The 15039-nt window shown below is 61.8% G+C and carries 17 protein-coding genes; 1 reads left to right on the plus strand and 16 read right to left on the minus strand.

Translation table 11 applies throughout. The features are described 5' to 3' along the window. Positions 1–3: 3 nt before the first annotated feature. The 16 genes from ABIE00_RS05730 to ABIE00_RS05805 form a co-directional block, all read right to left on the minus strand. Positions 4–957: a type II secretion system F family protein gene (locus ABIE00_RS05730; RefSeq protein ID WP_354257834.1), complete on the minus strand. Its 954-nt coding sequence runs from the start codon at positions 955–957 to the stop codon at positions 4–6. Then, entirely contained in the window at positions 957–2453 is a 1497-nt protein-coding gene (locus tag ABIE00_RS05735) for a TadA family conjugal transfer-associated ATPase (protein ID WP_354257836.1), read from the minus strand. Before ABIE00_RS05735 ends, ABIE00_RS05730 begins: the two co-directional genes overlap by 1 nt. Further along, positions 2450–3214, minus strand: coding sequence for a CpaE/TadZ family protein (locus ABIE00_RS05740; protein ID WP_354257839.1), 765 nt, complete (start codon positions 3212–3214; stop codon positions 2450–2452). The genes ABIE00_RS05735 and ABIE00_RS05740 overlap by 4 nt, the downstream gene beginning before the upstream one ends. Before the next feature lie 440 nt (positions 3215–3654). Next, complete coding sequence (gene cpaB, locus ABIE00_RS05745; protein WP_354257842.1) at positions 3655–4389, minus strand: Flp pilus assembly protein CpaB; 735 nt, start codon at positions 4387–4389, stop codon at positions 3655–3657. Between the two features lie 12 nt (positions 4390–4401). After that, a complete protein-coding gene (locus tag ABIE00_RS05750) occupies positions 4402–5307 on the minus strand; it encodes a TadE/TadG family type IV pilus assembly protein (protein WP_354257845.1) in 906 nt (301 codons plus the stop codon). Beyond that, positions 5304–5684: a TadE/TadG family type IV pilus assembly protein gene (locus ABIE00_RS05755; protein WP_354257848.1), complete on the minus strand. Its 381-nt coding sequence runs from the start codon at positions 5682–5684 to the stop codon at positions 5304–5306. Before ABIE00_RS05755 ends, ABIE00_RS05750 begins: the two co-directional genes overlap by 4 nt. Positions 5685–5789: 105 nt before the next feature. Next, a complete protein-coding gene (locus ABIE00_RS05760) occupies positions 5790–6008 on the minus strand; it encodes a Flp family type IVb pilin (protein WP_354257851.1) in 219 nt (72 codons plus the stop codon). Between the two features lie 307 nt (positions 6009–6315). Continuing rightward, a complete protein-coding gene (locus ABIE00_RS05765; RefSeq protein ID WP_354257854.1) occupies positions 6316–7194 on the minus strand; it encodes a type II secretion system F family protein in 879 nt (292 codons plus the stop codon). A gap of 13 nt (positions 7195–7207) precedes the next feature. Beyond that, positions 7208–8149: a type II secretion system F family protein gene (locus ABIE00_RS05770; protein ID WP_354257857.1), complete on the minus strand. Its 942-nt coding sequence runs from the start codon at positions 8147–8149 to the stop codon at positions 7208–7210. Positions 8150–8151: 2 nt separating this feature from the next. After that, the gene (locus ABIE00_RS05775) at positions 8152–9642 is read right to left on the minus strand and encodes a TadA family conjugal transfer-associated ATPase (protein ID WP_354257860.1); all 1491 of its coding nucleotides are present in this window, start codon (positions 9640–9642) and stop codon (positions 8152–8154) included. Continuing rightward, complete coding sequence (locus tag ABIE00_RS05780; protein ID WP_354257863.1) at positions 9639–10844, minus strand: CpaE/TadZ family protein; 1206 nt, start codon at positions 10842–10844, stop codon at positions 9639–9641. Before ABIE00_RS05780 ends, ABIE00_RS05775 begins: the two co-directional genes overlap by 4 nt. Next, positions 10841–11605 carry a Flp pilus assembly protein CpaB gene (cpaB, locus tag ABIE00_RS05785; RefSeq protein ID WP_354257866.1) on the minus strand — a complete coding sequence of 255 codons (765 nt, stop codon included), beginning with the start codon at positions 11603–11605 and terminating at the stop codon, positions 10841–10843. Before cpaB (ABIE00_RS05785) ends, ABIE00_RS05780 begins: the two co-directional genes overlap by 4 nt. 19 nt (positions 11606–11624) lie before the next feature. Next, positions 11625–12620, minus strand: a complete 996-nt coding sequence (locus tag ABIE00_RS05790; RefSeq protein ID WP_354257869.1) for a pilus assembly protein TadG-related protein — start codon at positions 12618–12620, stop codon at positions 11625–11627. Further along, positions 12608–12952 (minus strand): TadE/TadG family type IV pilus assembly protein, encoded by a 345-nt coding sequence (locus ABIE00_RS05795; protein WP_354257872.1) that lies wholly within the window; start codon positions 12950–12952, stop codon positions 12608–12610. Before ABIE00_RS05795 ends, ABIE00_RS05790 begins: the two co-directional genes overlap by 13 nt. A gap of 143 nt (positions 12953–13095) precedes the next feature. After that, a complete protein-coding gene (locus tag ABIE00_RS05800; RefSeq protein WP_354257875.1) occupies positions 13096–13302 on the minus strand; it encodes a Flp family type IVb pilin in 207 nt (68 codons plus the stop codon). A gap of 271 nt (positions 13303–13573) precedes the next feature. Then, on the minus strand, positions 13574–14254 hold the full coding sequence (locus ABIE00_RS05805; protein WP_354257878.1) for a prepilin peptidase: 681 nt from the start codon (positions 14252–14254) through the stop codon (positions 13574–13576). Positions 14255–14559: 305 nt separating this feature from the next. On the opposite strand from ABIE00_RS05805, the gene rplM reads away from it, so the two are divergent. After that, a complete protein-coding gene (rplM, locus tag ABIE00_RS05810) occupies positions 14560–15003 on the plus strand; it encodes a 50S ribosomal protein L13 (protein ID WP_003805351.1) in 444 nt (147 codons plus the stop codon). Positions 15004–15039 lie beyond the last annotated feature (36 nt).

Genomic DNA, 15039 nt, shown 5'->3' on the forward strand with positions numbered 1-15039 from the left:
GCACTAAAACTTAAAACTGACAACCTTGCGAAGCCACAGGGCTCCAAGCGTCAACAGGACGGCGGAAACTCCCATTAGCACCAGACCGATCGGGGTTTCAACGAACGGGTTCATATAACCGGGGCTGATGACCAGGAGGATACCTCCGAGTCCGAACGGCAGGACCATCAATACAATTGCCGAGATTTTTCCTTCTGCGCTCAATGCCTTGACCTGCCGGCGGATCTGGTTGCGTTCACGAATGGTGTGTCCCACCTGGTCTAAGACATCCGCCAGGTTTCCTCCTACCTCCCGGTGGATGGCCATAGCTTGCGCCACCCAGGAGAAATCCTCGGACTGTGTCCGCGTGGCCGTGTCCTCAAGAGCCTCGCCTAGGTCGCGGCCCAGCCTCGTCTCATTGATGATCCGAGTGAACTCCTCAGATGTGGGAGACTCCGACTCGCCCGACACGGCGTCAATTGCCCTCAGGAGGCTGTGGCCCGCGCGAAGGCCACCGGCCAGCAATTGAAGGGTGTCGTCCAGTTGGTCGGCAAACTGTTTTCGTCGTCTCGAGGCCAAAAGGCGGAGCCCGAACCGCGCGGCGAAGGGAGCAGTAAGCGCGAGGACGATAGAGAAGAACGCTCCACCGATGACCAAGCCAACGCCGGCCGCTAACACGGATGCCACAACGACGAGCAAAACGAACTCAGCGGGACGGAACTTCAGCCCGGCTGCCTCAAGCGCGCCAGCGACTCCTGCCGTGCGGTTGCGGCGTTTGAGCACCCCCTCGATGAAGCCCGTAACCCGGACTGTTAGAAGGCTGAGCTCGGCCGAGGAGGCCGAGTTTGAAGCCGTATCTCGATTAATGGAGTTCTTCGTAGGGCGTGGCGCAAGTGCGAAGAACCCCGAGACGGCCAGCCCCGTATAACAAAGCAGGCATCCAATGACAAGGATGACAGGAGATGGCTCGGCATTCATCAGGCACTCTTCCTAGCTGGCGCAGCGCCAAAAACGCCGGGGGAGAGCTGGATCCCCAGTTCGTTGAACCGGTCAGTAAACTTGGGCCGGACTCCTGTGGGCACGGGCTTACCCAGAAAACGGCCATTGGGGTCGATGCCCGCGGAGTAGTCAAAAACGAAAGCATCCTGCAGTGTGACCACTTCCCCCTCCATGCCTTGGACCTCAGTTACGTGTGTTACCCGACGGGTGCCGTCCCGCAGCCGCGTGAGCTGCACGATCACATCGACAGCGGAGGCAATCTGCTCACGCACGGCGCGCAACGGGAGGTCCATCCCCGCCATCAGCACAAGCGTCTCGAGCCTGGAGATGGCGTCCCGTGGCGAGTTCGAGTGGACAGTAGACAGGGAGCCGTCGTGGCCGGTGTTCATCGCCTGAAGCATGTCCAGAGTCTCGCCACCACGGACCTCGCCCACAACGATGCGGTCAGGCCTCATCCGCAGGGAATTCCGTACGAGGTCCCGAATGGTGATTTCGCCCTTGCCCTCGATGTTGGACGGCCTGCTTTCCAGACGCACCACATGGTCCTGCTGTAGCTGTAGCTCAACCGCATCTTCGATGGTAACGATGCGTTCGCCTTCAGGGATGAACGAGGACAGGACATTGAGAAGGGTGGTCTTTCCGGTACCAGTCCCTCCTGACACGATGATGTTCAGCCGGGCCTTAACGCAGGCATCAAGAAGTTCAGCCATTTCGGGGGAAAGCGTGCCGAACCCGATAAGATCCCGGACCTGGAAAGGATCAGTGGCGAATTTGCGGATAGTTAGCGACGATCCGTTGACTGCGAGCGGTGGGATGATCGCGTTGACCCTAGACCCGTCTGCGAGGCGGGCATCCACCAGCGGCGAGGATTCGTCGATGCGTCTGCCGACGCGGGCAACGATTCGTTCAATGACCTTGCGCAGGTGTTCCTCGGAGGCGAATCTGACGCCGCTGCGGGTCAGCTTTCCCTTGTGCTCCACGTAGATCATGTCGGGCCCGTTGACCATGATTTCGGTAATGTCCTCGTCATCTAGCAGTCGCTGGAGCGGGCCGTATCCGAGCACGTCATCGCTCACTCCGCGGATCAGCCGCTGGCGTTCCTCCTTGGTGAGAGGAACCTCCTCCTCCTCGACGACCTGGACCAACTCTTCCTGAACAAGCGAGTGAAGCTGTTCCTCGGTGAGTGAGGCGTCAAGAAGACGTGTCCCCAGTCGTTCAAAGAGGATGCCCCCAGCTCGGTCCTTAAGCTTAGCGAGGGCGTCATGTGCCGGCGCAACGGCAGCAGGTGTCTTCAACTGCCGGGAAGGCTTCTCCGCGGGGAGCGCCGCTGGCACGCCGGAATCCGCAATCACAGTTACTCCGCTGTCCAGAGTGTGCGAACGGGCGTCGGAAGTGCCGCCTGGGCCTTTACGGGCCGGGTCTGCCGCCACAACCGATTGCCCTCGGGCGGCCTCAAGGCGCTTAGTCAGGTTCATGGAGTTCCAATCCGGTGTCGTGCACCACGCTTGCGGGTTGGTGTAGGTGTCGGTGCAAACCGCCCCACTAATTTCCGCAGGGCCTTGCTAGCGGGGTCGCGGCCATTGGTGGACAGCAAAGGCGCGCCCTGATTAACGGATAGCCTCACCGTCCGCGATGCGGGAACAACGACATCGACGGCGAGGCCAAGAGTCGTTTCCACATCCCGCAGTGACAGCCCGTCGCGGGGATCGGCCGCGTTCAGCACCAGGTGGCGTTTGGTGGCCGCCATGTCCAGTTCGCGAAGGACATCCAACTCCTTGCGCATGCCCCGCACGCCGGGAACGTCCATGCTGCTGACCATGACAAGATCCGTTGCTTTATCGAGAGCTGCGAGGGTGTGTTCAGAAAGACCCGGGGAGGTATCGATCACGACGAATCGGTAAAGGCCCGCGAGCTGATCTACCAGATGGGCGACCTGGTCCCCGGTCACCTGATCGGCCATGGCCGGCGACTCCGGAGCACACAGCGCGTACAGCCCGCTCGAATGGGCACTGAGAAACGATTTAAGCACCATAGTGTCGCGCCCTGCTGGTCCTTGGACAGCGTCTGTCACCCAGTGCTCGGGCGATATCGTCAGGGCGCTGGCAATGTCACCGAACTGGAGATCCAGGTCGAGGAGCACTGTGCCGTGGGGTGCGGCTCCCGCCAGGCCGACGGCGAGGTTGCTGGCCACAGTGGTCTTTCCAGCGCCGCCCTTCGGCGAAATCACCGCAATCACTCGCCCCCTGCTACCGCTGGCAGAATCGTCACCAGGGAACCCTGCAGCCCGTCGCCTGATGGAGGCACTCCGCGTGGCCCTGTGGAGCAGAGCGCTAACGCTGCTGACATCTGAATCGGGCTCGGCAACATCTCGAATGCCGGCGCGCATTGCAGAGACTACCAGCTCCGGAGTAGGTGGTGCAACAAGCAGGACGGACACTTCAGGCCGCTGGATTTCGAAGTCGCTCGCAAGGCGAAGTGCGTCGTCCAGCGGGACCCCGGGGCCGAGCACAACAACGTCAAGTAGTTCGGGGTCGGGAAGCTGGTTCAGCAGTTCCACCGGCTCGCCAGGAAAAGCCTCTCCGGTCCACGAATGCACTTCCCCTTCGAGAACGCCGGTGGCCGCTGCCCTCAAGCGTTCGTGGTAAGCGGGCACGGTTGTAACTACTGCGTAGCGGCTCACTTGAACAGGTCCTTGGCGGTCAGCTGTCGGGTTCCGGTCTCCGACGCGGTGGAAGGCTCCTTTGACAGCCAGATTGTGCCGAATTCCTGAGCAAATACGACCTTCTCGGCGTCCGCACCGGTGCGGGCCAGAGTAACGATGACGCTCCCTGACGGCACAGGGGCAGCCGTTGGGGAAGCTGTGGCGTCCGCCTTTGTGGGCACGGCGAGCCCTTGGACGCCGGTCACAAGTACCTTGTGGAAGATGAGATGGGTGACCGGCACGCCCGAGTCTCCGGGCTTCAGTGACATGAAAATTCCTACGGTGTCACCGGGCTGGAGCTGACCGCCGACGATGCGCTGCGGCTCCAGCTGGACGGAAATTTCCTGCATTCCTTTCGGAACGGTGACCGCTTCTTCACCCTTGATCGCCGCCGGGTCCAGGAAACGCGATTTGATGAGTTGCTCGCCGGCAACCAGCTCTACAGTAGTGACCTGGTCACCCAGCTCCGCGAGCGAGGTGACAGCATCCTTTGGCCTTACCTTTGCCGGTACGGACTGCCGGCCGACGGAATCAGCCAACGACTTGGCTGGGGTCCCGGCCGGAACTCCCTTGTTCACTACTAGCACTTCGACAGTCTGTGTTCCTGCGAGGGCCCGTTGGTCCGCCCCGGCGACGTACGAGAGGAGAAGGACCGTACCGACCGTCGCCAGGAGAACCGCGACGACACCCGCGATGATTCGGCTTTTCACGGTAAGTGGCTCCTATTGACTGAGGCTGACGAAAAAAGCATTAAGGGCGGGACCGCCCAGCTCCTCGACGCCGAACGACTGCAGGTCTTGAAGAGAGACCAAAGTAATGAACCTTCCCTTGACGCCGGTGCAGTTGTTGCAGTCAGGTGGCTGGTTGAGCTGGTGACTCGGCCAACTGTGGGCCGTCACCCGGAAGGCAGCGAAGCCGTGGATGACATACGTGACGTTGTTGCCTTGGCCGGATTTCTGGTCATATACGGGCAGCAGGATGGTGGTGCCATCTATATTGCAGTTTTGCGGCCCGCTCTTACCTGGTGCGCCGCCGAGGATGGTTTGGTCAATGTCCACGCTCGCCCTGCAGTTCTTCTTCCCGTCTTCATCCAGCCATCCGAAGGCGCCGGGGAGTCTCGTGCCAGCGGCTCCAATGCAAGCGGACGCGCTAGTGATCCAGATTTCGGTGTTTGTCGGAGTCTGATTAAACAGGCACGTGGGCGCGGTGAAGGGAAAAACAGTGGCTTTGGACGGGCTGCCCCACGATGCCTTCGCGCTGGCGACGACACGGGTGGAATCGATTCCTAGGATTGGGGCAAACCAGTGCCGCACAGCCGTGCCGCCGTCACGGGTCACCGTGCTGGTTTGGACAGTCACGGTGTTGCCCGCAATGACAGGTGCAGCGGCCGAACGGGAATCGTTCGCGTTGGCGTTTGCTAGTGTCCGAGCGGTGGCTACGTAGTCACCACACTGGGCGGTGGCGCAGTCCTGTGCAATGGCCAAGGCTGCTGCGTCAGCTCCACTTTGCAGCTGCGCGCGCTCGGCATAGAGCATGCCGATGTCCACAACGATGGCCGACATTCCGAGTAGAACGACCATGAGCAGGGCGGTCATGACGGCAACCGCGCCGTCTTCATGGCCGGTCATCCGCCGCATCGCATGACCGCCCGCCCGGTGAGCGGAATGGAACTTCCGAAAAGGCCCGCCACGAGACGCAGCGAGTACGTCACTGTGACAGTGGCGTCAGTGCTCGTTGTACAGGAACCCGGTGCAACGGCTACTTGGCCGGGCGTCAGCGCGGGCGTTAGACCGGGCGCGTCGGCCACGGCGGTGGCGATGGATAAGTCAGCCTGCTTCTGAATGGCCATCACGCGCGCCGCCTCACGGGCAGCCGCGGTAACCTGCATTTGGGCATTGAACACGCGGCCGAACTCAATGATGCCGAGCAGGAGGAGCAGCAGGAGAGGCACGACCAGGGCGAACTCCACCGCGGCCGCGCCCGATTCATTCCTCCACTGTTTCATGCTCTTGCTTTCTCCTGTAGGTGAGGCAGCGGACCGGCGTGGGACCGCTGCCTCAGCCTCGATGTGATTTTTCTAGGATTCCAGGTGCCGGCGTTCTGCGGTTGGCTAGCCGGCAACCTTCGGCACGATGCCGAGCTGGCCGCCAAGACCACTAAAGAAGGTGCTCAGCTGGGGGCCGAAGACGGTGAGTCCGCCGATCAGCACAACCGCGATGAGGCCGACCATGAGCGCGTATTCAACGGCCGTGGCACCGGTTTCTTCGCGGGTAAGCCGCTGCTTGAGGTTGAGTCCGAGTACGTGGAGGGAAGCGATGAGAGAGACCATGAAATGCTCCTGGATGTGTCAGGTGGCTGGCCCCGTGCCAGCTCTACAAAAAAGTTAGCAAGCCTTTTCACTCGGGAGTACGGATCTTGCAGCTTCCTGCGCCAAGCCTTTCCAGGTTGCGCTATTCCTGTGCTACGTGCGCTGATCCTGCGGCTACCGTGCGCAATTGGTGCGGCTTGATCAGGCGTTCCGGGCAACCAGAAGACCCTCTCGGTGCTGGGTTCCGAGGGGGTTCGTTTTGGTGACCCACTGCGCACTGAACTGAGCGAGTTGGGCCAGCTGGCAGCCGTGCTGCTGCCAGCCGGCCCTACCCCGTGAACAGCGAAATGATGCTCATCACCGTCGGCCCGAGGACCACTATGAACAGGGTGGGAAGGATGAAGAAGATCAGCGGGAACAGCATCTTGACCGGCATCTTCATGGCGTGTTCCTCGGCGCGCTGCTTCCGCTTGATCCGCATGTCCTCGGCTTGGGTTTTCAGAACGCCGGCAATGGCCACACCGTACGCGTCCGCCTGAACCACGGCCCGGATGAAGCTGCGGACGTCGGGCACGTCCACCCGCTCTGCCATGGCGAGGTAGGCCTCCTTGCGGGATCGACCCACCTGGATGTCCTGGAGTGTGCGAATCAGTTCCTCGGCCATCGGGCCGCTCCCGTTGGCGCCGGCCCGGCCCATCGCCGCCTCGAACCCGAGTCCGGCCTGGACGGAGATGAGCATCTGGTCCAGTGACTTGGGCAGCTCAAGCCGGATTGCTTCCCGCCGCCGTTGCGCACGGCTGCGGAGCAGAAGGTCCGGAGTGACGTAACTCAGAACCGTGACGCCGGCCGTCATAAGGAAACTCTGGGCTGACGGGCGCCCCATGAAGAACAAATATCCGACGACGGCGCCGCCGGAGGCCAACAGTGGCTTGATCATGATGATGCGCGCCAGCGGCCAGTCCTTCGGACGTCCCGCCCCGGCCAGCTGCTTGTCCAGCCATCCGAGGTAGCCTTTCGGAATCAGCCGGTGGCTCATGAGCGCCAGCTTTTCGTTGGCGGAGAGCGCCGGCCCCTTCGTCTTCGGCGCCAGGCCAAGATTCGCCCGGATGTTGCGCAGCCCGGCCCTGTCGCCGGTGAACACGAGCCAGGTCATGACGGTAATCGGCGCAATGACAGCGAGGATCGCGGCGTAGGCAAGAGGTTGCATGCTGATCACCTTCCTAGAACTTCGGCTTGACGATGCGGCTAAGCCAGAAGCCGCCGGCGGACAACAGCATCACAGCCGCAGTGATCATGAGATATCCCGGCAGCGTGCTGGTGAATACCCGGGCATACCGCTCGTTGAACATCGTGAGGCCTATGAACATCACGACCGGCAGTCCCATAAGGACCAGGGCAGACATCCTGCCCTCGGCGCTCAGCGCCCGAATCTGACCGCGTACCTGCGTACGGTCCCGAACTGTGTCGCCAAGGTTGTCCAGTACGCCGGCCAGATCACCGCCCACCTCGCGATGGATCTCGATACCCTGCGAGATGGACAGGAAGTCCTCGCTCCTGGTCCGGTTCGCCACACCAGCCAGCGAATCGCCGAGGTCGCGTCCGATTCTGGTTTCGTTGATGATGCGGCCCAGCTCCTCGGACATCGGCGGTTGGCTTTCCTGCGCAGCGGCGTCCACAGCCCGAAGGAGGCTGTGCCCGGCACGAAGGCCGCCCGAGAGCATTTGCAGTGTGTCCGGCACCTGCTGGTCGAACTTCGCCCGGCGGCGTGACGCGAGGACGTTCAGCACCAGATGCAGGGTCACCGGCGTGGTCAAGGCCAGGAACACCGCGGCGAAAGGTCCCCCCAACATGAAACCCGCGACGGCTGCAAGGAGTGTGATTACCCCGCCCATGAGCAGGTAATCACCCGGATCCTTCTTGAGCCCACATGCGTCCAGCCGGTCACGGGTCAGGAGACCAGGCCCGCGTTTCTGGACGCCCTTGTTCAGGGCCCCCACGGCCTGGCCGGTAACCCGACTCAGGATGGACTGCTGCGGCGGGGCACCGGGACGTCGCCGTTCCAAAGGCAGGGCGCGGGGTCTGAGCACGACGACGAAGACCAGGAAGACAGCCAGATACAGCATGGACACTGCCAGCACGAAGAGTCCCGTTTCGCCCGTCATCGTCACAGCCTCCTTTGGTGTGGCACGCCGGACAACGAGGCACCGAACACTGAGGGCGAAATCTCGATGCCGAGTTCGGCGAAGCGGTCAGTGAAACGGGGCCGGACTCCTGTGGGAACAGGCTTTCCCAGGAAGCGCCCGTTGGCGTCCATGCCGGCCGAGTAGTCGAAGACGAAGGCATCCTGCAGTGTCACGATGTCGCCTTCCATGCCTTGAACCTCGGTGATGTGAGTGACCCGACGGGTGCCGTCGCGCAGCCTTGAGATATGCACAATCAGGTTGACCGCCGAGGCAACCTGCTCGCGGATTGCCCTCAGCGGGATATCCATTCCCGCCATCAGGACCAGGGTCTCCAGCCTGGCGATGGCGTCGCGGGGGGAGTTGGCGTGGACCGTGGAAATGGAACCATCATGGCCAGTGTTCATGGCCTGGAGCATGTCCAGGCTTTCGCCGCCGCGCACCTCACCCACAACGATCCGATCCGGACGCATACGGAGGGAATTGCGCACCAGGTCTCGGATGGAAACCTCGCCCTTGCCCTCAATGTTGTGGGGGCGGCTTTCCAATCGAACCACATGATCCTGCTGCAGCTGGAGTTCCACTGCGTCCTCGATCGTCACGATCCTGTCATCTGACGGAATGAATGAGGAGAGAACGTTCAGGAGCGTGGTCTTGCCTGTTCCTGTGCCGCCGGAAACGATGATGTTCATCCGCGCCAGCACGCACGCCTGGAGGAGCTCAGCCATCTCGGGAGAGAGGCTGCCGAGCGAAATCAGGTTCTGGACCGTCAGGGGATCCTTTCCGAACTTCCTGATAGTTAGGGCCGGCCCGTTGACGGCTAGCGGCGGAATGATGGCGTTGACGCGGGAGCCGTCGGCCAGGCGCGCATCCACCAGCGGCGAGGATTCGTCGATGCGCCGCCCCACCTTAGATACGATCCGTTCAATGACCCTGCGCAGCGCGTCATCCGAACTGAACTTGGTGTCCGTCGGATGGATACGGCCCTGGCGTTCCACATAAACCTGGTCGTAGCGGTTGACCATGACCTCGGTGATGGACGGGTCCTCGAGGAACCGCTGGATCGGGCCATGGCCCAGGACGTCGTCGATGATGTCGCGGATGAGCCGCTGCCGTTCGGGTCCCGACAAGGGAACCTGCTCCTCGTCCACGACGCTCTTCAGTTCATCCCGCACAAGCTGATGCAGTTCCTCGTCCTCGAGGGCAGAATCCGTGAGCCGAGTGCCCAGCCGTTCAAAAAGCGTCTGGGTTGCCCGTTCCTTCAGGGCGTTCAGGGCTTCGCTGGCAACCGAAGCGACGGGAGGCATCTCCACGGCGGCCGAGGCGCTCGCCGCCGAGCCGGCAGCCTGCTCCTCGTGTTTCTTACCGAGCGTGGCCGCCGCGGGCTTGCGTTGGAAGACGTCAGCGGGCTGTAGTTTCCCGGGGTCGGTTTTGGCCTCGCCCCGTAGGTGCTGGAACCGGTCTGTGAGGTTCATTCGACTACTGCCCTTCTGTGCAACTTTTTGTGGGGTCTTTCTTCCCAGTTCGGTTTGAAGCGCTCCACCAGCTGGCGGAGCCCCTTTGCCGCAACATCCCGCGCGTTGTCCTGAAGCACCGGAACTCCCTTGTTTGTGGAGTAGGGCAGAGTCTTGGAACGCGGGAGCGCCACGTCCACGGGCGCGCTGATCGTGGCCTCGATGTCCTGCAATGTGAGGCCCGCCCGGCGGTCTGTCATATTCAGCACCACATGCCGTTTCTCCGGCATGAGTCCGAGTTCGGTCAGGATCTGGAACCCGGTCCTCAGGCCGCGGATGCTCGGGATGTCCATTCCGCAGATCCAGACAGCATCTGTGGCCTGTTCCAGCGTTGCCAGCACGTGCTCACCCAGCCCAGGTGCCGTATCAACCACGATGTAGTGGAACTCCTCGCGCAGTTGGCTCAGGAGCCGGCTGACTTGCTCGCCCGAAATCCTGTCCATCTCAATGGGGTTCTTGGGCGCACAGAGGGCGTAGATCCCGGCTGGGTGAACGGTGAGATACGCCTTGAGGACCATCGAGTCCTGGCTGGCGGCGCCCACCACGGCGTCCGTGATGGTGTGTTCCGGGTCCAGCATCAGCCCGCTGGCAACATCGCCGAACTGCAGGTCCAGGTCCACGATCACTACGCCCATGGGGGCGGCCTTGCCAAGACCGACGGCGAGGTTGGTGGCCACCGTGGTCTTGCCCACCCCGCCTTTGGGGGACATGACGGCGATGACCCGCCCGCCCTCGCCGTGGTCGGCGTGCTCGGACGCCCCGGGGGCCAAACCACGACGGCGGCCAGCAGCCGCGAGGCTCGCCCGCTCCAGCAGGACGCGGATGACGTCCGGGTCCGCGTCCGGGTCGAGCAGGTCACGGACTCCGGAACGCATTGCCTGGAGGACTACTTCCTTAGTTTCAGGCACCACCAAGACAACGCTGACTTCGGGATATTGCAGATCCATGACGGACGCCAGTTTCAAGGAGCCGTCAACGGGCACGCCCGGTCCGAGGATCAGCACTTCAGGCGGTTCCCCGACCAGTTGCCGGAGAAAGTCCTGCGGACTCTCGGGCAGGTAGTCGGCCTGGAACACATGCAGCGAGCCGTGCACGCCCGACACTGCCAGCTGGGTCCGGCGTTCGAAGTCGGCGTTCGGGGTGATGAGGACGAAACGGCTCATCGGAACAGCCTTGCCCGGTTCACGACGCCAATGCTGCCTTCCACGGCGCCTGCCGGTTCCTTGGACAGGTAGACCTTGCCGAACTCGGTGGCGAAGATGATCCGCTGGGCGTCGGCGGCGTTGCGTGCGACGGTAATCAGGAACGTGTCGTCAGCAGTGGTCTTCTTCGAGGCCAGCGCGCCTTTGGTGGAATCCACGTCAGAAGTTGCCTCCTGGGCCTTGGCCGCGCTGCCATTGCTGAACTGCGCCGCGGTTACCAGCACCTTGTGGAAGGTCAGCTGAGTCTCCCCGGAACTCGAGGCGGGGTCATCAACGGAAAGGAAGATTCCGACCGAATCGCCTGCAGCCAGAGTGCCGCCGACCACGCGCTCGATAGGAAGCTTGAGGGTGATTTCCTGCAAACCTTGCGGAACCGCCACCCTGGACGGCCCGAGGAGGGACGATGCATCCACCATCCGCGACGACAGCAATTGCTCCCCGGGAACAAGGGCCACGGCCGTGACCCGTTGCCCGAGGTCTGTCAGGTCCGTGACGGCGCCGGACGCGACCGCTGACTTCGGGACATCCTTTTTGACAACTGCGCCCGCCACCTTATCAATGCCGGTTCCGGCCGCAACGGCCTCCTCGACGACGTATACCGACTCCGTTTCCGTCTGGGCCATGGCCCTCTTGTCCGCATTCTGTACGTATGAGACCAGCAGCACGGTACCGATGATGGCGACAAGCAGTGCGGCGATGCCTCCCAGCATTCGAGTTTTCACTTTCAATCCCCTCTGATCCTCATTTGATGAGTTTTACAACTGAATTCTGAAAATAGGGTCCTTCCTCAGAAGACCTGAGGGACCAAGGAATAAACTCGACGTATTGACCGCAAATGCCGCGATCGACTCCCTTTTTGAAAAGCAAGGTGCAGACGGGATCCGCTTTAAGTCCCGCGAGATTATCTGAGTCCTTGACAAAGGACCAGCCGTGGATTTGGACTCGCGCGTATCCGGAAAGATGGAATTTTCCGTCGATCCCGTTGTCTTGCCCGTCCTCAAAAATTGGGAAAAACGCATAGGCGAACTGATTCTTGGAAAAGTCAATCTGCGACCGCCAGGAATCGAGCGTAGGGCCGCAGCTGGGCGGTGTCTTGCTGTTGCCCGGGTTGGAACCAACCCATCCTGTGGCGTCGGCCGCCACGTCGCAGGCGCCAGTATCGTCGAGCCAGCCGAAACCACCCGGAATGTGATGCCCGGAAGGGCTGCCGACACAGGGGCTCTTGCCATGTTCCTTCATCAGGACGGTGACGCCCTTCGGGGCGTAGGCGACGCCGATCTGGCATTGGTCGAAAACCAGCGGGAAGGCACCCGCGGCGGCATCGACGGACCAGGTGGCAGTGGCCTTGGCGCCGACGGTAATTGCCGGCGGATTGGGGAGAGCATTCGCGAAGAGGTTGGCGAGAAAGCTGCCGCTGCCGTTTCGTGTTGTGGTTGTCACTGTGACCTGACCTGGCACTGACGTCGCGTCAACAGCGGCGTCGCTGAGGTGGTCGTTGGCATTGGAATTGGCAAGCGGTCCAGCGACAGCGTCGTCGCAAGAACCGTCAGCACAGGTCCGCGCCACCGCCAGGGCCGCCGCATCCGCTCCGTTCTGAAGTTGTGCCCGTTCGGCGTAGATCTGCCCCACATCCACGGCCAAGGCGCCGGCACCAAGAAGAACGAGCATCAGGATGGCCACGAGGACGCCTGCTGCGCCGCCTTCGCTGCCACTCCTGGAAGCCTTCAGCCGCCGCATCGCATTGCTCCTGTTCCCGTGAGTGTGACCGTTCCACCGAAAATCCCCGTCAGGGTGGCTGCGGGATATGTGATGCCAACTGTCATGTTGTTGCCATCCGTGCAGGTCGCCGGGCTGAAGGTGTACTGAAAGGAGCCTGAACTGAGGCCTGGCGCGCCGGCAGCCGCAGCGAGTTTTGCCGCGGACTGGCTGTTCTCGACCGCCATGGTTCGGGCGGCTTCGCGTGCGGCCTGAGTGACGGAAATTTGGAGGTTATAGGCGTACGAGAATTCAACGACGCCTGCAACCAGGGCCAGGAGCAGCGGCGCCACGAGGGCGAACTCAACGGCCACGGCACCGCGATCTCGCTTCCGGGTTGTGGAACTTGTGCGTATCACTGGATCCCCCCGCATCTTGATGCAGTTGAAAAGTGGACGGTGCGCCGCGTCCGGGTCATGATGAACGCGGCGACACCGAGAGATTCGCGTTGAACCGGTTAGTTTGCCCAGCCAGCGACGGTTGTACCAAGGTCCGTGAACCAGGTGTTGAGGGCGCCGCCAAAAGCGGTGACGCCGCCGATAACAGCGAATGCGATGAAAGCGATGAGCAGTGAATACTCGGTTGCTGTGGCGCCTTTTTCTGATGCCAGACGGTCCTTGATTCCGGAAACGAAGGCAAGAAACGAGACCATGAGAGTAGTCATTGTAATTTCCTTAAATTTGGTGGAATAAATGCTTCGAATTCCAGCCTCCCCCATACCGCGAAAGGGCTGGTGTTTCGATAGCTAAAGAATCCACCCGGAACACGCCGGCAACAATGCGTAGCTCTACCCGACTTTCCCCCCAGGGAAATGAGTATTCCCCCCGAGCCGGTACTCAGATTAGGAAAACTCCAAGCACGCAGCTACTCGAATCATCAAGAAATCATCAAGGAAACCGTAGGAAATTTAACCATTAACCAGCGCATACCGGCTTTTAGGATGCCAATAAAACAGTGCCCAAGGCGGCAGCCAGCATCGAAGGGCCAAAAGCGACCTCGGAGCGCAAATTGGCGTGTTTCAGCCTAATCAAAACGACGGACAAAATACCGCCCAATACAAAGCCGAGTGCTCCACCGTAGAAAAGCTGGCTCCAGCCCAAGTGACCCAAGTAGAGACCCACTGGAGCCGCGAGCTTGACGTCCCCCATGCCGATGCCATTAGGCGAAATCAGGGCCAGAATCAGGAAAACAACGAACAGGATGGCGGCCCCGGCCGTTGCGCGGAGCAGTTCGGCCCACTCCGCCGTGGCCGTGCTGCTGAGAACGAAGAGTGCCAGGCCGGCCACCAGCAGCGTGAGCACGAGGGGGTTCGGCAGCAGATGGTGCGCCAGGTCAATGCGGGCCAGCTGCACGCCGAGGACGGCCAGCAGCAGAAAGGCTGGCAGTGCCCATTCCATTCCAAACCGCAGCGCAAGGGTGCCGCACAGCACTCCGGTAAGTGCCGCCGTCGTAATTCTTGTCCGCGCACCCGGCAGGCCGCCGAGGCGGGGGAGGGTGCGGGCGATGAGGAGTTCAGCAAGCGGGCTCAGTAGAATGCCAAGGAGTCCTATGGCCACTGCAAAGAGCGGCTCTGAAAAGAGCGGCCCGGTGCTGGCGGCGATACCTGCTGACGACACGTGGACTCCTGGCTGGAAGGGCCCGGCGCTGGCGCAGGACTCCTAGCCCCTCGCCACCGGATACCCCATTTTGACCCGGGCCTGCGGTTGGCGCTATTCTTGGTAGTCGTTGTGCGTGTCCTTTCTCGATGATGCGTGCCCGCTTGGGGATCCAGTTGCAGGATCGCTACCCGACGGGCATTTTCGGGACTAGGGGATAACTGGTCCATAGAGCCCTCACCTCTGTTCCGGTCGCGCATAGATAGTAGGCGCACCCCGTGTGACGCCTAAAACAAGAACGCCAGAACAAGAACGAGGCAAACACCGTGCGTACGTACACCCCGAAGCCCGGCGATATCAACCGCCAGTGGCACGTCATTGACGCCACCGACGTTGTCCTGGGTCGTCTTGCCAGCCAGACCGCAACACTGCTGCGCGGAAAGCACAAGCCGACCTTTGCGTCCCACATGGACATGGGCGACTTCGTCATCATTATCAACGCTGAAAAGGTTGCCCTCACCGGCGCCAAGCTGGAGCAGAAGCGCGCATACCGCCACTCCGGCTACCCGGGCGGCCTGACCTCCGTCAACTACGCGGAACTGCTGGAGTCCAACCCGGTCCGCGCCGTTGAGAAGGCCATCAAGGGCATGCTCCCCAAGAACTCCCTCGCTGCCCAGCAGCTGAGCAAGCTGAAGGTCTACCGTGGCGCCGAGCACCCCCACGCAGCCCAGCAGCCCAAGACTTTCGAAATCACCCAGGTCGCCCAGTAGTCCTGGCCACCAACACTTTTATCTACAAGGAGAACC

This window comes from Arthrobacter sp. OAP107 (assembly GCF_040546765.1).
Lineage (GTDB): Bacteria > Actinomycetota > Actinomycetes > Actinomycetales > Micrococcaceae > Arthrobacter.

Bases quoted from the DNA above. Each gene is read 5' to 3' on its own strand.
- ABIE00_RS05765 (WP_354257854.1), bottom strand. From the start codon at position 7,194: ATGCAACCTCTTGCCTACGCCGCGATCCTCGCTGTCATTGCGCCGATT.
- ABIE00_RS05780 (WP_354257863.1), bottom strand. From the start codon at position 10,844: ATGAGCCGTTTCGTCCTCATCACCCCGAACGCCGACTTCGAACGCCGG.
- ABIE00_RS05730 (WP_354257834.1), bottom strand. From the start codon at position 957: ATGAATGCCGAGCCATCTCCTGTCATCCTTGTCATTGGATGCCTGCTT.
- ABIE00_RS05790 (WP_354257869.1), bottom strand. From the start codon at position 12,620: ATGCGGCGGCTGAAGGCTTCCAGGAGTGGCAGCGAAGGCGGCGCAGCA.
- ABIE00_RS05770 (WP_354257857.1), bottom strand. From the start codon at position 8,149: ATGACGGGCGAAACGGGACTCTTCGTGCTGGCAGTGTCCATGCTGTAT.
- ABIE00_RS05760 (WP_354257851.1), bottom strand. From the start codon at position 6,008: ATGGTCTCTCTCATCGCTTCCCTCCACGTACTCGGACTCAACCTCAAG.
- ABIE00_RS05775 (WP_354257860.1), bottom strand. From the start codon at position 9,642: ATGAACCTCACAGACCGGTTCCAGCACCTACGGGGCGAGGCCAAAACC.
- ABIE00_RS05800 (WP_354257875.1), bottom strand. From the start codon at position 13,302: ATGACTACTCTCATGGTCTCGTTTCTTGCCTTCGTTTCCGGAATCAAG.
- ABIE00_RS05735 (WP_354257836.1), bottom strand. From the start codon at position 2,453: ATGAACCTGACTAAGCGCCTTGAGGCCGCCCGAGGGCAATCGGTTGTG.
- ABIE00_RS05750 (WP_354257845.1), bottom strand. From the start codon at position 5,307: ATGACCGGCCATGAAGACGGCGCGGTTGCCGTCATGACCGCCCTGCTC.
- ABIE00_RS05755 (WP_354257848.1), bottom strand. From the start codon at position 5,684: ATGAAACAGTGGAGGAATGAATCGGGCGCGGCCGCGGTGGAGTTCGCC.